Source organism: Kiritimatiella glycovorans (assembly GCF_001017655.1).
In the GTDB taxonomy this organism is placed as follows: domain Bacteria; phylum Verrucomicrobiota; class Kiritimatiellia; order Kiritimatiellales; family Kiritimatiellaceae; genus Kiritimatiella; species Kiritimatiella glycovorans.
The window spans coordinates 933,800-954,632 of the sequence record NZ_CP010904.1 but is presented as its reverse complement, the minus strand read 5'-3'; the positions used below and the strand labels follow the sequence as shown (position 1 = coordinate 954,632).

At 64.5% G+C, this 20,833-nt stretch carries 20 protein-coding genes; 3 read left to right on the top strand and 17 right to left on the bottom strand.

Going from position 1 to position 20,833, the window contains the following annotated elements; all coding sequences use genetic code 11:
* The first annotated feature begins 30 nt into the window (after positions 1 to 30).
* Positions 31 to 1,182, top strand: coding sequence for a sodium ion-translocating decarboxylase subunit beta (locus tag L21SP4_RS13210; protein ID WP_052881454.1), 1,152 nt, complete (start codon positions 31 to 33; stop codon positions 1,180 to 1,182).
* 90 nt (positions 1,183 to 1,272) lie between these two features.
* Here L21SP4_RS13210 and panD read toward each other — a convergent pair whose 3' ends face one another.
* Positions 1,273 to 1,623, bottom strand: coding sequence for an aspartate 1-decarboxylase (gene panD, locus L21SP4_RS04020; RefSeq protein WP_052881453.1), 351 nt, complete (start codon positions 1,621 to 1,623; stop codon positions 1,273 to 1,275).
* Positions 1,624 to 1,627: 4 nt separating this feature from the next.
* Positions 1,628 to 2,506, bottom strand: a complete 879-nt coding sequence (locus L21SP4_RS04015) for a damage-control phosphatase ARMT1 family protein (RefSeq protein ID WP_052881452.1) — start codon at positions 2,504 to 2,506, stop codon at positions 1,628 to 1,630.
* Between the two features lie 168 nt (positions 2,507 to 2,674).
* Between L21SP4_RS04015 and L21SP4_RS04010 the strand changes: the two genes are divergently transcribed.
* Positions 2,675 to 4,378 (top strand): carbon starvation CstA family protein, encoded by a 1,704-nt coding sequence (locus tag L21SP4_RS04010; protein ID WP_052881451.1) that lies wholly within the window; start codon positions 2,675 to 2,677, stop codon positions 4,376 to 4,378.
* 579 nt (positions 4,379 to 4,957) lie between these two features.
* On the opposite strand, the gene L21SP4_RS03995 is transcribed toward L21SP4_RS04010, so the two are convergent.
* From L21SP4_RS03995 to accB, 7 genes are all read right to left on the bottom strand, one after another.
* Entirely contained in the window at positions 4,958 to 7,042 is a 2,085-nt protein-coding gene (locus L21SP4_RS03995) for an LPS-assembly protein LptD (RefSeq protein WP_052881448.1), read from the bottom strand.
* 98 nt (positions 7,043 to 7,140) lie between these two features.
* Positions 7,141 to 8,061 carry a PfkB family carbohydrate kinase gene (locus L21SP4_RS03990; RefSeq protein ID WP_201774680.1) on the bottom strand — a complete coding sequence of 307 codons (921 nt, stop codon included), beginning with the start codon at positions 8,059 to 8,061 and terminating at the stop codon, positions 7,141 to 7,143.
* A complete protein-coding gene (locus tag L21SP4_RS03985; RefSeq protein WP_052881447.1) occupies positions 8,042 to 8,638 on the bottom strand; it encodes a D-sedoheptulose-7-phosphate isomerase in 597 nt (198 codons plus the stop codon). Before L21SP4_RS03985 ends, L21SP4_RS03990 begins: the two co-directional genes overlap by 20 nt.
* Positions 8,613 to 9,197 carry an alkaline shock response membrane anchor protein AmaP gene (amaP, locus tag L21SP4_RS03980; protein WP_052881446.1) on the bottom strand — a complete coding sequence of 195 codons (585 nt, stop codon included), beginning with the start codon at positions 9,195 to 9,197 and terminating at the stop codon, positions 8,613 to 8,615. The genes L21SP4_RS03985 and amaP overlap by 26 nt, the downstream gene beginning before the upstream one ends.
* A gap of 2 nt (positions 9,198 to 9,199) precedes the next feature.
* Complete coding sequence (locus L21SP4_RS03975) at positions 9,200 to 9,646, bottom strand: Asp23/Gls24 family envelope stress response protein (protein ID WP_052881445.1); 447 nt, start codon at positions 9,644 to 9,646, stop codon at positions 9,200 to 9,202.
* Positions 9,647 to 9,656: 10 nt separating this feature from the next.
* Positions 9,657 to 11,021: an acetyl-CoA carboxylase biotin carboxylase subunit gene (gene accC, locus L21SP4_RS03970; protein ID WP_052881444.1), complete on the bottom strand. Its 1,365-nt coding sequence runs from the start codon at positions 11,019 to 11,021 to the stop codon at positions 9,657 to 9,659.
* Positions 11,022 to 11,055: 34 nt separating this feature from the next.
* Complete coding sequence (gene accB / locus L21SP4_RS03965; protein ID WP_052882954.1) at positions 11,056 to 11,517, bottom strand: acetyl-CoA carboxylase biotin carboxyl carrier protein; 462 nt, start codon at positions 11,515 to 11,517, stop codon at positions 11,056 to 11,058.
* Positions 11,518 to 11,923: 406 nt separating this feature from the next.
* Here accB and L21SP4_RS03960 point away from each other — a divergent pair, with 406 nt between their 5' ends.
* A complete protein-coding gene (locus tag L21SP4_RS03960; protein ID WP_052881443.1) occupies positions 11,924 to 12,679 on the top strand; it encodes a hypothetical protein in 756 nt (251 codons plus the stop codon).
* A gap of 327 nt (positions 12,680 to 13,006) precedes the next feature.
* On the opposite strand, the gene L21SP4_RS03955 is transcribed toward L21SP4_RS03960, so the two are convergent.
* The 8 genes from L21SP4_RS03955 to thiC form a co-directional block, all read right to left on the bottom strand.
* A complete protein-coding gene (locus L21SP4_RS03955) occupies positions 13,007 to 14,299 on the bottom strand; it encodes an MFS transporter (protein ID WP_052881442.1) in 1,293 nt (430 codons plus the stop codon).
* Entirely contained in the window at positions 14,296 to 14,646 is a 351-nt protein-coding gene (locus L21SP4_RS03950) for a thiol-disulfide oxidoreductase DCC family protein (RefSeq protein WP_052881441.1), read from the bottom strand. The genes L21SP4_RS03955 and L21SP4_RS03950 overlap by 4 nt, the downstream gene beginning before the upstream one ends.
* A gap of 13 nt (positions 14,647 to 14,659) precedes the next feature.
* Entirely contained in the window at positions 14,660 to 15,877 is a 1,218-nt protein-coding gene (locus L21SP4_RS03945; protein ID WP_052881440.1) for a 4Fe-4S binding protein, read from the bottom strand.
* 89 nt (positions 15,878 to 15,966) lie between these two features.
* Positions 15,967 to 16,821: a DUF362 domain-containing protein gene (locus L21SP4_RS03940; RefSeq protein WP_052881439.1), complete on the bottom strand. Its 855-nt coding sequence runs from the start codon at positions 16,819 to 16,821 to the stop codon at positions 15,967 to 15,969.
* Between the two features lie 132 nt (positions 16,822 to 16,953).
* Entirely contained in the window at positions 16,954 to 17,772 is an 819-nt protein-coding gene (locus L21SP4_RS03935) for a histidinol-phosphatase (protein ID WP_052881438.1), read from the bottom strand.
* The gene (locus tag L21SP4_RS03930) at positions 17,769 to 18,170 is read right to left on the bottom strand and encodes a DUF6941 family protein (protein ID WP_144413743.1); all 402 of its coding nucleotides are present in this window, start codon (positions 18,168 to 18,170) and stop codon (positions 17,769 to 17,771) included. The genes L21SP4_RS03935 and L21SP4_RS03930 overlap by 4 nt, the downstream gene beginning before the upstream one ends.
* Positions 18,160 to 19,158, bottom strand: coding sequence for an aminotransferase class IV (locus L21SP4_RS03925; RefSeq protein ID WP_052881436.1), 999 nt, complete (start codon positions 19,156 to 19,158; stop codon positions 18,160 to 18,162). The genes L21SP4_RS03930 and L21SP4_RS03925 overlap by 11 nt, the downstream gene beginning before the upstream one ends.
* Entirely contained in the window at positions 19,155 to 20,804 is a 1,650-nt protein-coding gene (gene thiC / locus L21SP4_RS03920; RefSeq protein WP_074041380.1) for a phosphomethylpyrimidine synthase ThiC, read from the bottom strand. Before thiC ends, L21SP4_RS03925 begins: the two co-directional genes overlap by 4 nt.
* Between the last annotated feature and the right edge of the window lie 29 nt (positions 20,805 to 20,833).

Here is a 20,833-nt window from a genome sequence, read left to right as displayed (position 1 = left end):
GATACTTAAAGCACACGGGCAGGAGTCATCATGGACTGGGCATCTTCATTCAACGAACTCTGGCACTCGACCGGACTCTACGGCTTCCTCGACGGCGGCCTCGGCCGGGCGATCATGATCCTCGTCGGCCTCCTCCTGATCTGGCTGGCCGTCCGGAAGAAATTCGAACCGCTGCTCCTGCTCCCGATCGGGTTCGGCGGGATCCTGGCGAACATCCCCGTGGCCGGCATCGCGGAGCCGGGAGGCTTCCTCTACCACATCTACGAATTCGGCGTGGCTACCGGCGTGTTCCCGCTGCTGATCTTCATGGGCGTGGGGGCGATGACCGATTTCGGCCCGCTGCTGGCCAATCCGAAGACCGCCCTGCTGGGGGCCGCGGCGCAGTTCGGCATCTTCACGACGCTGATCGGCGCGCTGTGGATCTCGGACCTGCTGCCGGTGATTGATTTCAGTCTTCAGGACGCCGCGGCGATCGGGATCATCGGCGGCGCGGACGGACCGACGGCCATCTTCCTCTCCAGCAAGCTCGCCCCCGACCTGATGGGGTCGATCGCGGTGGCCGCCTATTCGTACATGGCGCTGGTGCCGATCATCCAGCCCCCGATCATGAAGGCGCTGGCTTCCGAGGACGAGATGCGCATCGAGATGAAGCAGCTGCGTCACGTCTCGAAGACCGAGAAGATCGTGTTTCCGCTGATGGTCCTGGGCATCTGTCTTCTGCTCATCCCGGACGCGACGCCGCTGATCGGCGCGCTCATGTTCGGCAATCTCGTCAAGGAATGCGGCGTGACGGACCGGCTCTCGAAGGCGGCCCAGAACGAACTGATCAACATCGTCACGATCCTGCTCGGCCTGACCGTCGGATCGAAACTCGCGGCGGACCAGTTTCTGACCTTCGAGACGCTGGGCATCCTCATTCTCGGCCTGGTGGCCTTCTCGATCGGCACGGCGACGGGCGTACTGCTCGCCCGGCTTATGAACCGGCTCTCGCGCGAAAAGATCAATCCGCTGATCGGCGCGGCGGGCGTCTCGGCCGTCCCGATGGCCGCGCGCGTGGTCAACAGGGTCGGGCTGGAGAAGAATCCGCACAACTTCCTGCTGATGCACGCGATGGGTCCGAACGTGGCGGGCGTGATCGGTTCCGCCGTCGCCGCCGGGGTGCTCCTCGCGATCTGCGGATGAGGCTATCTGAGCGGAAGACCTGAATAAGACGTACCGATAATCGCTATCGGGACCGCAATCGGGATCGAAACACATCCCCCCGCATCAGATCTACGGGCTGGTACGATTCCCCTCTCCCACATGCACAATTACGGGCTCAAAGCCGCGGGCGTCCTCCTCGTTGACGTGGGCGTAGGAGATGATGATGATCCGGTCGCCCACGGCGCCTTTGCGTGCGGCGGGACCGTTGAGTTCCACCTGGCCGGTCCCGCGCTCGCCCTCGATGATATAGGTGAACAGCCGTTCGCCGTTATTGAGATTGACGACCTGCACCTGCTCGCCGGCCAGCATGTCGGCGGCCTCCATCAGCTCGGGATCGAGCGTGATGCTGCCTTCGTAGTAAAGTTCCAGCCCCGTGATGGTCGGGGTGTGGAGCTTGGATTTCATCATAATCCGCTGCATCGGCTTATCCTTTTCTGCCGCTCGAGGCGGGTTTGCGGTAGAGCAGTACCGTACCCTCTTCGCGCCCGGTCGTCCGGGCGACGACCGGGCATTTCACCTTGAGCAGAAAGAATATCTCTTTCCGGTTTTCATTCAAGGTTTCGTAGTTCCCCTGCCCCTTGGAAATGATCAGGTCCGCCTCCTCGAAGCGCCGCCGGAACCCGGGCGCGCAGTCCTCCAGGATCGTTCCGGGAGCGTCGGACCCGTTTTCGACGATGTCCGCACATGCGTCGATCCCGGCCTCCACGGCCTCGCGCCGGGTCACGTCATTGATAATCGGGCTGCCGCGCACGGCGAAGGTCACCTTTCCCCGCGGGAGCCGTTCGATCAGCAGCCGGTCGAACACGACCTCGCCGCAGTTATCGCCCAGATACAGGATGCGCTCGGCGCCGCTCAACCGTTGCCTGAAGTACTCGAAACTCTCCATGCATATTTTCGTCTCCAGCGCATGTGCGATCACCGCGCGCAGATCGCCCGTCTTCGCCCAGTCCCCGGCGCCGAAATCGATGATGTTCCCCGCGATGGCGAGTCGGACGCCGTGTTCCAGCGGATCGGCCGCCTCGTCGAACGAAGCCTCCAGTTCCGGGATGAGTTCCAGCACCTGTTCGGTGGAGCGATGTTTTTCCTCCGCGTAGGGGTCCTGCACCCCGGTCTTTTCGCGCAGCATCCGGTACACGTCGCGTGCGATCGCCGGGGGCGACCTCCGGACATCACAGTGCGCGAGATACCCCAGCGCATCGGTCATCAGGCTGATCTGACGCGCCTCATCGCCCGGCGCGAAGGCGCGCGCCGCCGCCAGCGACTGGCGCGCGAAACAGGGTATGCATTCCACATATGTCTGCATGGTATACGGCTCCCGGCGCTGAAAAACCGCACATTATGAACGCACCCCGGCGCCCGCCGCAATAACGGACTGTATATTTCCCGGAAATTTAAACTTCCGGAAGCGGATTGTCTTCCCGGATCGCCGATGCATAATGGTGCGTTCAGCCAAACCGGCAAGGAGTGATGCATGACCTCGGTACTGATTGCGCTCGGGACGGCGATCCTCTACCTGATCGCCTATCACACCTACGGGAAGTTTCTCGCGCGAAGGATTTTCCGTCTGTCGGACATGAACGAGTGTCCGAGCCGGAGCCGGTATGACGGCGTGGATTTCGTGCCCACGGACAAGACCGTGCTGTTCGGGCACCATTTCACGTCGATCGCGGGGACCGGGCCGATCGTCGGACCCGCGATCGCGATTATCTGGGGCTGGCTCCCCGCGCTGCTCTGGATCCTGATCGGTTCCGTCTTCATGGGCGCGGTCCATGATTTCGGGGCGATGTGCCTGTCGCTGAAGAATCAGGGGCGGTCGATCGGCGATCTGGCGGGGAACGTCATCACGCCGCGGATCCGCGGACTTTTCCTCGTCATCATCTTCCTGACGCTTCTGATCGTGGTGGCCATCTTCGGGGTCGTGATCGCCTCCGTGTTCAGTACGTTTCCGGAAGCCGTGCTGCCCTGCTGGTTGCAGATCCCGATCGCGATGACCCTCGGATGGGTGGTCTACCGGCGAGGCCAACCGCATCTCGTCTGCGGCCTCGTCGCCACCGCCGCCATGTATCTGACCATCGTGCTCGGATCCTACCTGCCCGTGCACCTTCCCGGGGCGGGCGGGCTGAGCACGACCGGGACCTGGGTGGTGATCCTGCTGGCCTACGCCTACCTCGCCTCCACCCTGCCCGTTCAGGTACTGCTGCAGCCGCGCGACTACATCAACGCCTTCCAGCTCATGATCGCCATGGGTCTTCTCCTGCTCGGCATCCTGGTCAGCCGCCCCGAACTGGTCGCCCCGGCCGTCGACGCCTCGCCTGCAGGCGCACCGCCGCTGATCCCGATGCTTTTCATCAGCGTGGCCTGCGGCGCGGTCTCCGGCTTCCATTCGCTGGTCTCCTCCGGAACCTCCTCCAAGCAATGCGATCTCGAGAGCAGCGCCCTGCCGATCGCCTATGGCGGGATGCTCATGGAAGGGCTGCTCGCCGTGTTCGTGCTGATCGCCTGCGGCGCCGGACTCGGGCTCGGGCTGGAGATGGAGGGAGGACGGCTGACCGGCTCCGCCGCGTTCCAGCAGCATTATGCGAGCTGGACCGCGGCCCAGGGGCTGGGATCCAAGGTGCACGCCTTTATCAGCGGCGCGTCGAACATGGTGGCCTCGCTGGGCATCCCGCGAAGCGTGATCATTACCCTGATGGGCGTGTTCGTCGCCTCGTTCGCCGCCACCACGCTGGACACCGCCACGCGCATCCAGCGCTATATCGTCGGCGAGATGGCGCAGACCTGCCGGGTGCCCTTCCTGAGCCGCAAGCATCCCGCCACGGCCATCGCGGTGGGGACCGCCCTGCTGCTGGCCTTCGCCAACGGCGGCGGAGGCACCGGGGCCCTGATTCTCTGGCCGCTCTTCGGGGCGATGAACCAGCTGCTGGCGGGGCTGGCCCTGCTCGTCATGACCGTCTATCTCGCGCGCGAGCGGCGGACCATCTGGCTCACGGCGGTGCCGATGATCTTCATGCTGGTCATGACGGGCTGGTCGATGGGGATCAACCTGCAGCGATTTCTCGGCGACGCGAACTACCTGCTGTTCGCGATCAGCATCATCACCATGGCACTCGAGGCCTGGATGATCGTCGAGGCGCTGCGGGTGATCTTTGAGGTGCGGCGGGAAGAACGCCGGTAACGATGGACACGCTCGAGCGCACTTCGCGTGAATACATCGTACTCGTGCTCGAGTTTTTTGAATCGGGGAAATCGGGGGAATGGGATCGCGCCTTCGGCGCTTCGAGTACGCGTACGAGTAGGAGTACGAAAACGGTGGACGGCCTTCTGCTGTCCAGCAGAATCCCTACCTTCACGCACGGGCTCGGCTTGCCTCTCTTGGGTAGGGCGCGATCTTCGGGTTCTTTGTGGATTTTTGTGGAACCACTGAAATCGTAGCGGCTGGATTAGAAATCCGCTCGCGTCACAACGTACGCGTACTCGTACTCAGCGAAGCGGTACTCGTACTCGAATTCCTTGAACCGGGGGAATGGGATCGCGCCTTCGGCGCTTCGAGTACGCGTACGAGTAAGAGTACGAATACGGCGGACGGCCTTCTGCTGTCCAGCAGAATCCCTACCCTCACGCATTTGCGGACGGCCCGGGGATCGAGTGCGTTTTCGGGCAGTGTTGAAGTCAGGTGTGGTTCGATCCAGACAGCATCTTACTCAGGTCTCAAGTCTCAGGTTTCCCACTCCCTCTTACTCTCCCACTCCCCGCGCTAAATCCCCAGCCGCGGCGAGGTATCGCCGAATTCGAGCACCCAGAAGTAGGCGAAGATCTGGTGATCGTGCTGGCTCCTGCGGTATCCCATGCCCAGTCCGACGCAGTCGAACCGGCGGCGAACCGTGATCCCGTTCTCGTCCCACTCCTCTTCGTCGCGGTCGTAGCGTGTGACCAGTCCCAGCGACCACGTCTCGTTCGGGAACAGATTGAGTTCCGCCTCGAACAGGTCGTGCTCGTTCTCGCGGTAGCGGTATTCCATATCCAGCCGGCTGTCGTCGGTGGTCATCAATTCGGCGCGCGCATTAAAGGGCGAGTATTCGTGCGTGTACCAATCGTATTCGAAGTCCGATTCGAGGTGGATGCGTTCCACGGGGTCGAACTCGGCGTGGAAAAACAGGGTGTCGTAGTCCTCTTCGCCCGTCTCCGGTTCGATGCGGTACACCGTGCCGAAATCCACATCCAGCACGTCCTCGACCCGCCCGTTGCGCCGTGTCTGCAGCTTGTTGCGGATCCCGAATCGCAGGTCGTGCGCCTCATCGAGTTCGTCGATGTGGTCGAACTCGTAGATATCGGCGTCCTGCGGGAGGTCCAGGTCGCCCGGGCGCAGGTTCGGCGTGGGGCGCCAGACGTAGTCCGCATACGGCTCGGCGAGATGGCGCAGCCCGTCGCCGTAGAACCGCTCACGCTCCGAGAGCACCTTGTAGGCCTTGAACGAACTCAGCACACCCAGCTCGCCGAGGTGGCGGATATCGCCGTCGCCTCCCGCCGTATCCGAGTACACGGTCGCCCGGTAGCCCGCGCGGGGAATGACGTTGAGAAAGCCGTACAGTTTCTGCGGCGACTCCAGGAAGTGGGCGCTGTCGAGCCGCCACGAGTGGTAGTCGTCCGGAACCGGCGTCCGCAGCCCGCCCGGGTAGCGCCGGGCGAGGTAGGCCCCCTCGGTTTCCGAGCGGTACACGAGCGGGAGATCGGTCACCGGGCGGCGGTAGAGATCGAGGGCGATCTCCGGGAGCCGTTCCACGCGGTCCTCAAAATCGTTGAGCTGCGCATCGACCCGCGCGCCCAGCGTATGGGCGCGGCCGGACCAGGAGTACGCGAGATAATTCTCGGGGCGGGAATGCGACCGGAACTCGTCGTCGAAGAAATCATCGACCACATCCGGATCGCTCCAGTAATCGAGGCGCGCCGCCGCGTATTCGTAATCCGAGAGCCGCTCCAGGTGGCGCAGGTGGATCCGGTAGCGCTTCGATTCGTTGAGATATTCCTCGGTGGCGTGGTCGTCGTCCTGCGGCTCGGAGTCATTGATGTAGTACAGGCTCAGATTCCCCTCACCCCGTTCCCGCCCCCAGCGCAGGTCCTGGCCGAAGCCGAGGCCGCGCCGCGCGTAGGCGTCGGCGTGGGTCTTCGCGACCACGTTGCTGTGCGGGTTGTAGGTGAAGGTGTTCAGCGCGTAGGGCCCCCAGTCGCCGCTCTCCCCGGCGGAGAAGTTATAGACGCCGCCTTCCAGGTCGCGCTTAAGGTAAGGCAGGTACATCACGGGCATGTTGCGCACCCGGAAGGTTCCGTGACGGACCTTGATGAGGTGGCGGTCGATCAGTCTCGCCTCACGCGCGTGGACGGAGATCGTGGGCGGCGTCCCTTCGCAGGGCGTGAACATCACATCGCGCAGCAGCAGTTCCCGTTCGGAGACGCGTTCCGAGCCGCCGGCGGTGATGTGATACTTTCCCGCCTCCATCGAGAAACGGCCGAAATCGCCCGTTTTCTCCTTCAGGTTGTAGCGAATCTCCTCGCCCTGCCAGAGGAGATCGCCGCGCGTGAACTCCACGTTTCCACGGGCGTAAACCACCCCCGTTTCCGGGTGGAACGACGCGTAATCCGCCTTCAGCGTCATGGCGTCATGCCGGATCACGACATCGCCGCTGCCGATGAGCTGTTCTTTCACGTACTCGAGCCGGGCGGCTTCGATATCGATCGGGAGTTTCTCCCGCCCTTCCCCGTCGGCGTCCTGCGCGGCGGCGGCCGCACACCACCCCGTCGACACCCACATCAGAATGAACGCGGCACACATCCGGCGCTTCATGACTGTACGCCCTTTCCTTTCGCTGACCCCGCCCCCGGGCGGGAGACCGGAGACGGGCCGCCGGGGGGCGCCCGTCTCCCGTTTACGCAGCCGGCGGATCAGAACCGGCACATCCGTTCGAATCGCGCGAACCGCTCGTCGATCTCCGTCCGGCCGAGTGCGCTGAGGCGTTCCAGGCTGAACTCCTCCACCCCGAACGAGGCCGTCACGCTGCCGTAGGCCATCGCGCGGCGTATACTCAGCGGGCCGATCTCGCCCGATTCCGCGAGCGAGCCGATCAGCCCGCCGGCGAAGCTGTCGCCCGCCCCGGTGGGATCGCGGAACTGCTCCAGGGGATAGGCGTGCAGCAGGAACACCTCGTCGCCGTAGACCAGCAGACTGCCGCTCTCGCCGCGCTTGATCAGCACGTACTGCGGGCCCATCTGCAGCAGCCGCCGGGCCGCGCGCAGCAGCGAATGCTCATCGGTCCAGAGCCGCGCCTCGGATTCGTTGAGCGTGAGCATATGAACGCCGCCGACGACCTCTTCCAGTTCGTCGCGGGCGATATTGATCCACAGATCCATGGTATCGAGCAGCACGAACTTCGGCTGGTCGACCTGATCGAGCACGCTCTTCTGGAGCTGCGGCGAGATATTGCCGAGAAAGACGTACGGTGCGCGCCGGTACCGTTCCGGCAGGTCGGGCGCAAAGTCGGCGAATACGTTCAGATGCGTTTCCAGCGTCTCGCGGTCGTCCATGTTTTCGGCGTAGACGCCCGACCAGCGGAACGTTTCTCCCTCCGCCGTCTGCAGACCGTCCAGGTCGATGCCCATGCCGCGCCACTGTTCGCGATGTTTTTCGGGGAAATCCGTCCCCACCACGCCCACCATACCGGTCGGCGCAAAAAAAGAGGATGCGGCGCAGGCGTACGTGGCCGATCCTCCCAGCACATTTTCGCGTTTCTCCGCGGGGGTTTCGATCGTATCGATTCCGACCGAGCCCACAATAATCAGTTCGGGGTTATCTCCTTGATGTACCAAGATCGCTCCTTTCTTCGCTCATACGTTCTTCAATGATGCCCGCCAGGAGGTGGACGATCATCGCGTGCCCCTCCTGGATTCGGGCGGTCACGCGCGAACATTTCACAATCAGCGCCTGATCGCAATACTCCGCCAGGGTCCCGCCGTCCGCGCCGGTCAGCGCGATCGAAGTCAACCCCGCGCCGCGCGCCGCCTTTGCGGCGCGCACGACGGATTCGGAATGACCCCGGGTCGAGATCGCCAGCAACACGTCGCCCGGTCGTCCCAGGCCGCGGACCTGCTTCCCGAAGACCTCCGCGTAGTCGTAATCGTTCGCGATCGAGGTCAGTACCGAGCTGTCGGTGGTGAGGGCCAGCGCGGGCCACGGCTCATGATCGGTTTCGAACCGGTTCAGGATCTCGGCGGCGAAATGCTGGGCGTCCGCCGCGCTGCCGCCGTTGCCGCAGCACAGGATCTTGCCGCCGGCGCGCAGCGCGCACACCATCGTCTCCGCCGCCGTTTCGACGGCCGGACGCATCGGACCGAACACATGGTCCGCAACGCCGGCGTGGTCAGTCCTGATCGCGTTCCAGTTCATCGTTCATGTCCGGGGACCGTCCGGCTTCCGGACCCGGGGCCGGTTCGCCGACGATCTCCTGCACCGTCACTTTCATCTTATGGACGCGGTCCAGTCCGAGATCGCGGCTCAGGCTGCTGCGGACGCGGTCCTGAACCCTGCGGGACAGTTCGGGAATCTTCTCGCCGCTGCGCACCCGCATACGCAGATCGACCTCGATGCCGTGGCGATGTCCGCAGACCCACGGATCGAGTCTCAGGACCGCCGGGTATTCCGAGGCCACTTTGCGGATGAAGGACTGAACGGCATCGAGGCTTACCGAGACCGTACCCTCGCCCGTGTCGAACGACACGAACCGGCGGCTGCGCCGGCCCCGACCGCCCGCGTAGAGGTACCCGATCACCAGCAGGATCAGTACCGCCCCCAGCGCCCGCCAGCGAAACGGAGTCATCTCGATCCACTGCGCCGGCATGCAGGCGAGTTCCACGCCATAGCCGTGATAGAGGATCAGCCACACCCCGGTCGCCAGCAGGGCGGCGCACATCAGGAAGCTCGCCGCGGAACGACAGAAGGTTTTCATGGTTACTCCCCGGCTTCGCCGGACGACGGTTTTTCGCGGCCCGGAATCCGGATGCCCTGCACGATCACGTTCACGGCCTTGACCACTTTACCGGTCATCTCCTGCACCGCATCCCGTACGCTCTCCTGCAGTTCCCAGGACACCTGCGGAATTTTCACGCCGTGGGCCAGGATCACCGTGATATCGATCGTCACCGTTTCGCCTTCCACGGTCACCTGGATACCCCGGTCGGGGTTGCGGCGTCCGATCATGCCCGCGATCCCGTCGAGGATATCGCCGGGAAGTTCCTCCACGCCCTCGACGCGCGAGGCCGCCTCGCTCGCGATCACGGCGATGACGTCGTTATGGATACACACCGAGCCGAGCGAGGACGACTCATCGATGGTCTCCTCGCCGAGCATGGCGTATTCGTCGTTGTTCGGGCTTACCGCCCGCTGTTCTTCGTTCATCGTTACCTCCTCATTCCTCCGGTGGCAGACTGTCTTCGAGAAAACGTTCCAGAAACCCGGTGTGATATTCGCCGCGCTGGAATCTGGGATCGGCCATCAGGCGCAGACCGAGCGGCAGGGTCGTGGCCAGGCCGTCGACCGTGAATTCGTCCATCGCCCGGCGCATACGCGCGATCGCCTCCTCGCGGTCGCGGCCGTCCACGATCAGCTTGGCGATCATGCTGTCGTAGTACGGCGGAATATCCGCGCCGGCGTACGCCTGCGAATCGATGCGCACTCCGGGCCCTCCGGGGAAGTGGAGCCACTCGATTCTTCCGGGCGACGGGCTGAAGTTGCGCTGCGGATCTTCCGCGTTCACCCGGAACTCGATCGAATGGCCCTCGATGCGGACCTCCTCCTGTGAGAAGGAAAGCGGCTCGCCGGTGGCCACGCGGATCTGCTCCTTGATGATGTCCACGCCGGTCACCTGTTCGGTCACGGGATGTTCCACCTGGATGCGCGTGTTCATCTCCATAAAGTAGAATTCCTTCGCCGCCTCGTCGTAGAGGAATTCGAGCGTTCCCGCGCTGCTGTAGCCCGTGAACTGCGCGGCGCGCACCGCCGCCGCGCCCAGTTCGCGCCGCTGCTCGGGCGTCAGCGCGGGCGACGGCGCCTCCTCCACCAGTTTCTGGTGGCGGCGCTGGATGCTGCAGTCGCGCTCGCCGAGGTGCACCACGCCGCCGTGGCGGTCGCCGATCACCTGGACTTCGATATGGCGCGCGCGCTCGACGTACTTCTCCATGTACAGGTCGGGGTTGCCGAACGACCGCTCCGCCTCGCTGCCCGCCGTCAGGTATCCCTGGACGAGGCTCACGTCGTTGTGCGCCACCCGCATTCCTTTCCCGCCGCCGCCGGCGACCGCCTTGATCAGCACCGGGTAGCCCATCGCGCGCGCCAGCTCGAGTGCCTCGTCCTGATCGCGCAACACCCCGTCGCTGCCGGGCGTGACCGGCACGCCGGCCTCCTTCATGGTTTCACGCGCCGCGGCCTTGTCGCCCATACGCCGGATATTGTCCGCCGAGGGACCGATAAAACAGATGTTGCAGTTCTCGCAGATCTCCGCGAAGTGGGCATTTTCCGCGAGAAACCCGTAGCCGGGATGAATCGCGTCGACGTCCGCCACCTCGGCGGCACTGATCACATTGGCGATTTTCAGGTAGCTCTCCGACGCCGGCGGCGGCCCGATGCAGATCGCCTCGTCGGCCAGTTCGACATGCAGCGCATCCCGGTCGGCCTCGGAGAACACCGCCACCGAATGCATCCCCAGCTCGCGACAGGCGCGGATGATGCGGATCGCGATCTCGCCCCGGTTGGCCACCAGCACTTTCTCAAACATGCCCCGTTCCCTTTCGCTGAAGTCTTGCGGTTCCTCAGGCGCTCTCCACCAGGAACAGCGGCTGGCCGTACTGGACGGGACTGGCGTCGTCCACCAGCACCTTGCGAATCTTTCCGCGAACCTCGGCCTTGATCTCGTTCATGACCTTCATCGCTTCGACAATGCACACGACGCTGTCCTCCGCGACCTCGTCGCCGACCGTGACGTACGATTCGGCATCCGGCGACGGCGAGCGGTAGAAGGTCCCCACGATCGGAGACGTGATTTCCGCCAGACCCTCGTCCTGCCGGTCGCCGTCCGGCTCCCCGCCCTCCGCGGACGGCATCGGCGGCGGCGCAGGCGGCGGTGCGGACGCGACCGGTGCGTGCATCATCTGAGGCTGATATCCGGACCCGCGGCTGATCGAGAGCCGCTCGCCCTCCTGTTCGAGCTCGAACTCGGAGAGGTCGTGATCCTTCATCAGCTCCACGATCTTCTTGATCTCTCTGAATTGCATGGCCGCCCTTTCTGTTTCGCGTTGCGTATCGGAATGTTCGCGCACAACGGCACGACCTTATTCATTCTCGGGGCCGCGCGAAAGACTTTTCCTGCCCGACGCCCGCTCTGGATCGTAAAAAGGATCGCGCCCTCGACGCTTCGAGTACGAGCATGAATTATGTTCGCCTCCCTCAATCAAGCTTGATGCCCTTCATGTCCTTCATGGTTCATTCGATTCTCTCCCCGCGATCCCGATTTGCTGTCATGTTAATCATTTGCCGTGCAAGCGTTTACGCTTATTTCTAACGCTGTTTTAACCGGCTGCTCATGCGGATTTTACCTCTGAACTTCCTGATGGACGGCGACGCGCGGACGGGCGCTCTGCGTTTCTGAACCTTACCTTTCACTCAACCATGGAGGAACCCATGACTCATCGTATCATCGCGTTTATTCTGCCCGTGCTTGCGGCGGCCTCCGCCGCCCCGGGCGCCCTCATCGCCCGCACCGGATTCGAAGAACCCGTCGCCGTCGGCGGTTCGTACATCGACACCGGCGACCCCCTGACCGACCACGCCCTTGAGACTCACGCCGACGAGCCCGTCGTGAACAGTCCGGCGCTGGATCCCGAACTCGGCTTCACGTCCCGGTACCTGAATACGCGCGACAGCGTGGGGCTGACCGACGGCGACGAGGTCGGCGTGACGTCTTCGGGCCCCGGCGGCGGCTTCGCCGAGGGAGATCAGGGGTTTGTGATCAGCGACACCGACGGGACCATGGAGGTGACGCTCGACCCGGTCGACTTTTCGGGCTTTGTGACGGGCGGCGTGACCTGCCGCTTCTACGCGGCGTCCACCGGGTACGAGTCGGACGACCGCCTGCGGATCGACCTCACGGATGGTACCGCCAGCCTGGTGCTCGTGGACTGGGGCGAAGCGGAACTGGAGGCCAGAGGGGATGCGTGGCAGACGGCGACGACCGGGCTGAGCGCGGTCCGCGACGCCGGGCTCGATGATTCCGCGGTCTCGCTCCGGTTCGCCTTCGACTCGAACGCGGGCAGCGAACTCGCCTATTTCGACGACATACGCTTCACGGGCGCCGTGCCCGAACCGGCCTCGGCCGGCCTGTGCCTTACGGCAGCGACCGCGCTGCTGGCGCTGCGTCGATGTCGGCAACGACGCTGATTCCGCCCCCCCGCCCGTCCGCACGCCGCTTCTTCCGGAGCGGCGTTTTATTTTGGTTCTTCGTAGATTTTTGCGGGAAGTCGTTCGGGGAGCGGTGGGAGGCAAGAGTGGGATGCGGAAAGAGTTGTGGTAAGGGGTTTGTGGGGATCACCACAGAGAACATGATTCGTACGCGTACGCGTGCTTGGAGCGCCGAAGGCGCGATCCTTTTTCCCATTCAATAAATCGAGTACGTGTACCGCTTCGCTGAGTACGATTACGATATTTCTCTGGGTGTCCCAAGGTGGAACTCGGGGGCCTACGCACTTCCGCTCGCCGCTCCGAAAGCTATACCCGATTCCATGAGGATGCGGCCGGGTAGAGACCCACTTTGTGGATGACGGAGGGGATGAGTCCGAGCGTGACCAGCAGCAGGGTCATCATCACTCCGCTGGCGATGAGCATTGTGTCGTACGGACTCAGGCTTTGCCCCGCCAGCATCCAGCTTTCGCTCAGCACCTCCCAGTCCAAAAGCCGTGAGACCAGTATGCCCGGCAGGGCACAACCGGCGCTGATCAGGGTCATATTGAACGAACACGCCAGCGATTTGTTTTCGGAGGGGATCAGCGCAAGCAGTTCCGAGGAGGTCGCGATCCCCGCACTTCCTCCGACCACGCCATAACCGAGGGTTAGCGCCCCGATATACAACGTGAGCGGCAGTGCGAAAAATCCTCGTGCAGCGAACAGGAGGAAAAAAAGCGCATACGCGAAATGACAGAGCACAAAAACCGTGCGCGTGCCCAGGCGATCCACCATCCTTCCGCCGAGAAAGCAGCCGGCGGTTATGCCGATCATGAGCAGCGTACCCATCAGCGTGATCGTGGCCGGTTTAAACGCCAGCACGTCTTTTTCGAGAAGCGCGAAAATCAGAGGGCCGCCCGCGGTAAACAGCGCGACCAGAAAGGCATAACAGGTGAAGGGCAGGAACCCGGGAACGGCTATGACCTTGCGCAGCGCATCGAGAAAATGGCGCTCCCTGCGGCCCGCAGGCTCGACTTCGGGGATGCGGATATAGAAGAACAGTCGGCTCAGAACCGCGACCCAGGCGACGAGGATGATGCCGCAGAACATCCAGAGGTCGTCGTGGCGGTCCAGCAGCCAGGTCACGAGCATCGTGAACAGGATGGTGACCGTCTGAAACGTCACGCGCAGGCGTCCGAAGAAACGGCCGCGTATGTGTTCGGGGACCAGCGGACTGAGCAGCGCAAACCAGCTCGATCCGCCCAGTGCATTACCCAGGCTGAACACGACCACCCCGGAGAAAACGAGTCCTTTGGCATGGACTGCATCCCGTAGTCCCGGCACAAGCAGCGAGAGAAATCCGAACTGCATGAGAATGCCGCCGATGACGCCGAGGCGCTTTTTACCGTGCAGATCCGACATGTACGCGGACGGCAGCATCACGAGCATATTCACGAAAGGCGGGAGAGCGAGGACGAGCGCGATGTCTGCACTCGAAAGGCTTAGTTTGGAGAAGTAATTCAGCATGAAGCCGTTCTGGAAAAGCACCAGACCGAGCATGCCCATGCACTGTGCAATGATAATCGTCCGGTAAACCGCTTTACGTTCCGCGTCGTTCACTCCCGCCCCTCTTCCGCGGTCAGCCGCGACCGCAACAGAAGAGCGAGACGGTACAGCATTTCACAAAACGACCTCAAGACCGGAAGCTCACTCAGGGCCACCCAGCGGGCCCCCGTAGCCCGGCCCGCCTCGCGCACGGCGTCGAATCCGCGCCAGACTCGCCCCTGCGGCCCGACCGCATGAAGCACGGACTCCACATCGCGCTTCCGCAGCCCCCAGTCCGCCGCGTCGAAGACTTCGTCGCGTATGTTGATGTACGAGAGCGCCGCGTCATGGTCGCGGCGCTGCAGCCGCCGCACCGCGGCGCGGCAGATCGGGCATTGACCGTCGTACAGGATCGTCAGCATAAGTCCGAAACGCTCAGTTGCGCCGGCCGCCGTTGCGGTCGCGCCGCCGGCGCTGTTTTCCGGTAACCTCGGTGTATTCTTTCGCGATGCCCTGCAGTCCGGTCGGGTCGATCACGATGGCTTTGCCTTCCACGGGACATACGTTCTGGCAGGCCCCGCAGCCGCGGCACACGTCGGGGTCGACCACCGGCTTCGGCACGTCGTTCTTCCCTTTGCGGACGAGCACGGCGTTGTACGGACAGAACTCGTCGCACAGCATGCAGTGCTTCTGTTCCGCCCAGCCCAGGCACTGTTCCCGGATCACGCGGGCGGTTCCGATCTTGCGCATCCGTTTCTGTTCTTCCGTCAGCGGGCGCAGCGCGCCGGTGGGACAGACCTGCGTGCACTTGTTGCAGAACTCCTCGCAGTAGCTCGTATTGAAGTCCATCTCGGGCAGGTACCACTCCGCGATGCCCGCCGTCCGCTGCCGGATGCGGATCACGCGGGTCGGACAGATTTCCACGCAGGCATAACAGCGCTCACAGGTGGCGGCGAAATTATCCGTTCCCTTCGCGCCGGGGGGCATCACGGGCCGCTCGTTTCCGGTCGCCTTCGCGAAACGGCGCACGAGGAATGCCGCGGGAACGCCCAGCAGGAGCCCGCGCAGCACGTCGCGGCGTCCCTGCTGAAAGCGGCGGCGCGCGCCCCGCACACGAACGGTCTCCAGGAAATAACCGAGGGGACACAGGTGCGTGCACCACACCTGCGGCTGGATCAGTGCGAGCAGCATCACCGCCGGAATCAGCGCGCCGGCGATCCATCCCCACGGGTCCGTGTTACGCCCTGCAAGCACTCCCAGTCGGGTAAACGTCGAGAGCGGATCGAGGAAGAGCAGCAGCGGCAAACCGGCCGCGGAAGCGCCCACGATGAACCAGAAGAACGTGCCGTTGATCCTTTTTCTCAGCAGACGCCGGCGGAAGCTTACCTGCGAAGGGACCGAGATCACCGTGCCCAGCGGGCATATCCAGCGGCAGAACCAGCGTCCTTTCCACAGCGCCGACACCAGCACCAGCAGCGCAGGCGCCGTCCAGAGCAGGTTCGCGTACCAGCCGCGGTGGGCGATCGACGCCGAGAGCACGGCGAGCGGGCTGAGCGCAGGGACCGCCTTCGCCATCACGTCGGGAAGCGGGCCGCCCAGCACCAGCAACAGGGCCACGACCAGCAGCACGAGTCGAACCGCCCAACGGATCATACCGGACTTACTTATCGGCATCCTTCCCCCCGCCTGCACCTGTCACGTCGCGGATCACCGTCCTTGCACCTGTCGGCGCCGGCCTCAGGTCATGCCGCCCGGAGCGAGTGGACGTCGATCCGCTCCGGATCCATGACGCCCAGTCCGCGCTCCGCGGCCATCCGAAGATACCCGATCTCGCCGGGGTGTTTCACGAGAAAACGGGACGCCACGGCGTCCGCCGCCACCTGATCGCGGGATACGATCAACCGGCCGGGCCGTTTCATGTTCTGAGAAGGTCCCTGCGGGCCGTGCGCGAGCATGACCCGGGTGGCATCAATGATGGTCCAGTCCGCGCTCATCACGCCGGCGAAGTCGGCGATGCACTCGTGCAGGCCCTTGACGTGCCAGATGCGGCGCTGGCGGATCACACCCATCCAGTTTTTCAGCGCCGAAGACATGGTCGTCGCGCTGTGATTCTTCACCACCGGCATATTCACCACCATGTCGGCATCCAGGTATTCGCCGGCGATCTCCACGTCCTTGAGCACCTGCCCCCCGGGGACCTCGACCTGCCTGAAACTCTTCGTCCGCGTCTTGAGGTCGATCATCCGGAAATTGCGCTCCCGGACGGCGTCGCGGATCCCGCTGCGGTCGAAGGCCTGTTCCGCGCGGTTACAGGGGTGCTCGGGCACGGTCACCTCGCGCACACCGCGTTCGCGACAGCCGGCGAGAAAACGCGAGACCAGCGCGGGATGCGTGTTGGCGCCGACCTCGGGTTTACGGGCCCAGGCGGCGTTCACCTTCAGCGCCAGTGATCCGGTGCCCGGAGCAAAACCGTTCTGCTCGTCCATCACCTTCAGGCAGCGGGTCATCAGCGCATCGGGATCGCCCCCTTCGATCACCCAGACCTCGGCTTTCTGCGCCGCGCGCGCCCGGAGCGCGCCCAGAGTGACGGCGCCCATCGCTCCCGATCTCACAAAATCTCTGCGGTTGATTGAATTCATCAGGTGGCCCCTCCCCTCTTTTATAGAGACAGCTTCAAGCTAACTCTTTCACGCCGCGCATACAAGAGCTAAAGCCGAGCGATCCACTCACTATTTGCGAAGTACACGCGCCACCTCGTCGATCGGGCGATCGATCCGGTTCCGTTCCACGAAGAAACTGATCTTTACATACCCCGCTTCACGCAGGAGTTCCAGGGCACCGGGAAACCCGGAGCCCACCCGCGCCGGTTCATGCGCATCGGAACCGAGGAAGACGCGGATGCTCCGCTCGCGCATCATCCGAAGGATGAACGGCGAGGGGTTCATTTCAGGGTACGGTTTAAGCGTCCCGGAGGTGTTCAGCTCCAGCGCCACGTCCGTTGCCGCGATACGGTCGAGGGCGCGTCCGATCGTGTCGCGGATACGGTCCGGATTCCAGCGCTCCGGCCACATGAACTTGGGCACATCGGGGTGCGAAAGCGCATCGAACAGCCCCGTCTCCGCGGCCCGGGCGAGGTGATCGTAGTACAGGCGCGTGTAGGCTTCGGGGTCGAAGCGGTAGTAGAGCCGACGGTAACTGCGCATGTTGCAGTGGACGGAGCCGAGAATGAAGTCCCAGTCGCCCGAGCGGTTCAGCCGTTGCTGCCATCGCTCGAAGCCGGGGCGGTAATCGCACTCGAGCCCCGCGCGCACGTCCACCCGGCCCCGCCATGTCTCCTGCGCATGCGCGATCCACGCCCGGTAGAGCGGCAACTCCTCCGGTGTCATCCTGATCGCCGACTCGAATCCGCCCGGGACCGGGGCATGATCGGTGACCGTGATGCCGGGCACCCCGCGCCGCGCGGCTTCCGCGGCGTAGTCGTCGGGTTCGCCTTCGGCATGCCGGCAGAGACGGGTGTGCAGGTGGGCGTCGTAATAGAGCGCCGTCATGAATGCGGCGCCTTTGCCGGGCTCTTCAGGATGCGGATGGGAAAACGGATCATCATCGCCTCATCGAGCAGCACCTCCACCCAGTAGGTGCCGAATTCGCCGAACTCCAGGTCGGCGAACACCTCGACGTTGGTCGCGGTCGATTCGGGCGATTGCAGCCGCAGCGGTATGTTCCGTCCTTCGGCCAGCACCGCCTCCTGGTCCGGACACAGGATGCGCGAGCGCTGCTGAAAGCTCCCCTCGCCGCTGCACCAGCGGGTCACGATGCAGAGTCTCGAAAAGCGGAGCGGGAGCGACCGCGCGCGGACGGTGTCGAAGATCCCCAGCAGCATGAACTTCCCGTTCCGCTCCTGGCGAACCTCGTCGCACAACAGGCTGGATTGAAGGTCAGGATACAATTCCCTGCTCCCATACCGGGGTCCGCCGCCCGGCGTTTTCGCGGATATCGCGTTCCAGAAGCTCGCGAAGCCGGACGCTCAACGGACCGGGCACCCCGCCCCCGATCGCCCTGCCCTCGAACTCCACCACCGGCAGAATATCGGGGGTGGTACCCACAATCAACAGTTCCCGCGCGGTTTCGGCATCCCGGCGCGAAATCTCCGCATAGCCGGCTGTATTCAGCTCGCCGGCCTCCACCAGACGTCCGGCCAGCTCGAGCATCCTGCGCGCCGTCGTGCCCTCGAGAATCCGGTCCGGGGGCGGCACCCGAAGTTCCCCGTCGGCGGTGACGGCGGCGAGGTTCTCCGTGGGCCCCTCCGTCAGCATGCCGCGCGCATCCATCCCGACCACGAAATGCAGCCCGCGATCTCCGGCCTCTTTTTTCATGAGGACATTCGGCAGGTAATTGCAGGTCTTGACGGTGGCGAAGAACGGGTGTTTCACCGGCACCGCGCTGATGCCCACGCGGACGCCCCGGGCGGGATCGCCGGCCGAGGACGGGCCGAGCCGGTACGCGAGCACGTACAGTTCCGGGCGGCGGCAGCGGTGCGGATCGGCGCTCATCGTGCCGGTGCCACGCGACACGAGCAGACGGACCAGCGCGTCCCGCCGCCCCCCCGCGCGCAGCGTGGCGATAATGATCCGGGTCAAGGCTTCGCGGTCGAACGGCATCGCCAGCCCGATCCTCCCTGCGGAGCGCTCGAGGCGGTCGAGATGGGCGTCAAGGTTGTAGATCGCGCCGTCGACGCACTTGAACGATTCGAACACCCCGTCGCCGCGATGGACGAGGTGATCGTCGGCGGGTACGGCCATGCGGACGGGATCGGTGGTAATGCCGCCGGCCACGCTGGAGTAGAACGCGTATCGATCTCCGGCGGCCGCGCCGCAAAAGTCCCGCACCCGGCGGTCCCAAGCCTCCGCGGACAGGGTCTCGGGTCCGGGACTCACGAATCCTCCTCCGCGACCCTGCGGCTCATCCGCATCGAGCAGAACTGCTCGCCGCACATGGAGCAGTAGCGCACGTCGACCTCTTCTTCCTCCGCCGCGGAATCTCCGCCGTAACGGAATCTGCGGGCGCGTTCGGGGTCGAGGCACAGATTGATCACGTCGCGCCAGCGGAAATCATACCGCGCCGCGCTGATGGCGTTATCGCGCACCTGGGCGCCGGGGATGCCGCGTGCCAGGTCGGCGGCGTGCGCCGCCATGCGGTGCACGACCACCCCTTCGCGCACGTCGTCGCGGTCCGGCAGGCCGAGATGTTCTTTGGGCGTGACGTAGCAGAGCATCGCCGCCCCGTGCCAGGCCATGACCGATCCGCCGATCGCGCTGTTCACGTGGTCGTACCCCGCACCTATGTCGGTGACCAGCGGGCCGAGCGTGTAGAACGGGGCCTCGAAGCAGTCTTCAAGTTCGCGCTCCATATTCTCCGCGATCCTGTGGAGCGGGACGTGACCGGGCCCCTCGATCATCACCTGGCAGCCGCGATTCCACGCCGTGCGGGTCAGCTCCCCGAGCGTGCGCAGCTCCGCGAACTGCGCCTCGTCGTTGGCATCCGCCAGGCAGCCCGGACGCAGACCGTCGCCCAGCGAGAACGCGACGTCGTACTCGCGCATCAGCGCGCAGACCTCGTCGAAGTGCTCGTAGATGAAATTCTCTTTTCCGCGCAGTTGAATCCATCGGGCCAGGATCGAGCCGCCGCGGCTGACGATGCCCGTCCTGCGCCGCAGTGCGGACGGGAGGGTATCGCGCCGGACCCCGGCATGGAGCGTCATGTAGTCGACGCCCTGCTCCGCCTGTTCGCGCAGCACGTCGCGGAAGAGCGGCCAGTCGAGACCGGCGGGATCATCGCCGGCGCGCCGCAGCGCCTCATAGATCGGGACGGTGCCGACGGGCACGGGGCTGTTGCGCAGGATCGCCTCGCGGGTATCCGGTATGGCCTCGCCCGTGGAGAGGTCCATGACCGTGTCGGCGCCCCAGAGGGTCGACCAGCGCATTTTCTCGACCTCCTCCTCGAGCGAAGACCGGCCCGCGGAGTTGCCGAGGTTGGCGTTGATCTTGGTGCGGAACGCGCGTCCGATGACCATCGGCTCCGACTCGGGATGCCTCCGGCTGGCGGGGAGCACGGCGCGTCCGGCGGCGATTTCCCGGCGCACGAATTCCGCGCTCACGCGGGCCGGGATCCCGGCGCCGAAATCCTCGCCCGGATGCTGAACTTCCCGCCCTTCGGCGGCGCCCTCCCCGGCCTCGTTTTCGCGGATCGCGGCAAATTCCATTTCCGGGGTAATCACTCCGCGCAAGGCCCACTCACGCTGCGTGACCGCTCCCCCGGCCTCGCGCTCACGAATCCAGTCCGCCCGCAGTTCCGGGAGTCCTTCGCGCGGGTCCACCTCGACGGCCGGATCGCAGTGCGGTCCGCTCGTATCGTAGACCTCCACCGGCGGGTGGCGGCGGATCGTACCGTCCTGCCCGCGCATGTGACCGAGTTCAATACGCCGGAACGGCACACGCAGGTCCCGCCGTGCACCCTCCCGGTAGATCTTACGGGAGCCCGGGAAATAGGGACCGTAATCGCCGACACCTGGTGTTGCGCTCATGCTCACTCCCCGGCCGCTTGTCGGGATTT